Source organism: Phenylobacterium sp., assembly GCF_035276905.1.
In the GTDB taxonomy this organism is placed as follows: domain Bacteria; phylum Pseudomonadota; class Alphaproteobacteria; order Caulobacterales; family Caulobacteraceae; genus Phenylobacterium.
The window spans coordinates 1-2,141 of sequence record NZ_DATELG010000266.1 but is presented as its reverse complement, the minus strand read 5'-3'; the positions used below and the strand labels follow the sequence as shown (position 1 = coordinate 2,141).

Below are 2,141 nucleotides of genomic sequence, written 5' to 3'. Positions count from 1 at the left end.
CGGCACGCCGGAACCTGTGCCGCTGACGGAGGTGCAAGAGGCGCTCGCGCGCCTCGACAGCTCCAGCGGAGCCGAAGGAATCCGCGCGACATCCGCAGCCTGGCGCAGCCCTGCGGACGCCTTTCAGACCAACCACACCATGCCGAGAGGAGCGCAGCCATGAGGCGAATTGCGGTTACAGCTTTGGCCGATGGCTGGAAACTCACCGTCGACGACGTCGATAACGACATGATCTTTCGCAGCGGTCGCGACGCCGAACACGCCGCGCGACGATTGGCGGAGCGCCTGGCCCGCGCCGGCCTTTGGAGCGAAATCCGGTTGCACCTGAAAGATGGAAGCCTCGCAGCGCGGTTCCTCAGCCCTGCAGATCCCTCAAGTCCGGCTGTCGGGAAGCGCCACCCAGAAGCGCGTCAGTTCGATCGCGAACGTCGGTTGCCCGAACGACGGCGTCAGGAGTTTGAGGTCATCTCATAGAGCTTGGGCCGCGCGACTTGCGCGGGGAGCGGGAGTCCGGCCTGGCAAAATATGGATCGGACTCCCACGCGCGCCCCCGCAAAACGGACCGGAGTCGAGCATGGATCGCGTTTCCGACTATCGTAAAACGCCACGGCGTGCCGTGAGCTCGCTGCAAAGATGCCGCCGGCGCTGCGCGAACAACTCCTGGACATGGCGCGCCAATGGGAGCGCATCGCCGACGAACGGGAGACGGCGCTGACCACAGGCGCGTCCGTCCCCGATTTAAGGCTCAGCTGAGAAGATGCGGACGCCACCTTTCCTTTAACGGGTCCCGACGACGCGGCGGAGGGGGAGCGGCCGATCTCAACCACGAACGATCGCGCGAGGCAGCCGGATGGTGAGCCGGGCGCCTTCATGCCCTTCCCATTGCGCCGAAGCGGCGAGCTGGCTGATCAGGCCATTGATCAACCGCATGCCAGTCCCGCCATGCGGTGTCTCGGCAAAGCCCTTTCCGTTGTCCCAGAGCGTCAAGATCGGCGCGCCATCCTCGCCAGTCACCAGCTTGACCCCGACGATGCCACGACCGCCCTCAAAGGCGTACTTCATGCTGTTGGTCACGAACTCATTGACGATCATCCCCAGTGGCACCGCTGTCTCGGGTGCTACCCAGGCCCGCTCAAGCTCCATTCGAAGGTCTATGTGGACGGCGCCGTCGCTATGGAACTTCAGAAGAGCGCCACTGAGCTCGGCGAGGTAGGGCGCCAGATCCACTCGCTCCACTTCCCCAGCCGCGCAGAGCTTGTCGTGAACAAGCCGCAGCGTCTCGATCCGCTCGGCGATGCTCTGCAGCTCTGCCTTGGCCTCGACGGACTCCGTGCGGCGGCGCTGTGCATTTACGAGCGCGGTGATCATCTGCAGGTTGTTCTTCACCCGGTGTTGCAGCTCCCGCAGCAGCCGCTCCTTTTCAGCGACCAGGCCCTTGAGCCCCTGCATGGTTTGGAAACGGTCGACCGCCGCGGCGAGCAGGTTGGCGTACGTCTGAAGGAACGTGACGTCATCCCGCGTGAACCGCCGAGGCTCACGGCTGTCCACCTCCAACAGGCCGTAGGGCGGCTTGCCCTCGCCCCCGATGATGATGACGTTCACCATCGCCCTGACACCGTTGTCCTTCAGGAAGGCCGGGTAGGCGAACCGCGCCTCGGTGTCGATGTTCTCCGACACAACCGGCTCGTTCGTGTCGAGAGCAAATCCCTCGGACGAGCCGTCGGCCCTGACTGTGGCGCGACCAACGACACCGGGTCGCCAGCCCACGCCGGCACGCACCAGGAGGGTGCGGCCGTCGGGCTGCAGCTCCATAACCTTCGCCAGGTCAGTTCGCATGGCCTCGCCGACGAGACGGCAAGCTTCCGTGAGGATCTCAGCTAGATCATCCGCCCTCAGCGCGAGCACGCCGAACTTGGCCAGCGCGCGCTGCTGTTCCAGAAGCGTATGTCGTACCGAGGAGCTTGCGGGCATCTCCGATCTCGGCGCTTGGAGCTGCCGCACGAACGCCCTCATTGCTGTGACGTTCACTTCATGACGAAACAGGCAGTGGGGGACGGTCCCCAACGGTTGGACGGCGTAGGTCCAGTCTCTCCTCAGCGAGATTGGCGGGCGCGGCGCCGAAGGGACGCCGCGCTCCGCCC

General features: G+C 65.1%; 2 protein-coding genes. One reads left to right on the top strand and one right to left on the bottom strand.

Annotation, left to right across the window (positions count from 1 at the left end):
* Positions 1–159 precede the first annotated feature (159 nt).
* Entirely contained in the window at positions 160–474 is a 315-nt protein-coding gene (locus VJS38_RS12470) for a hypothetical protein (protein ID WP_324088470.1), read from the top strand.
* A 345-nt stretch (positions 475–819) separates the two neighbouring features.
* Here VJS38_RS12470 and VJS38_RS12465 read toward each other — a convergent pair.
* Positions 820–2,141 (bottom strand): sensor histidine kinase (locus tag VJS38_RS12465; RefSeq protein WP_324088469.1); only part of this gene is annotated, 1,322 nt, incomplete at its 5' end.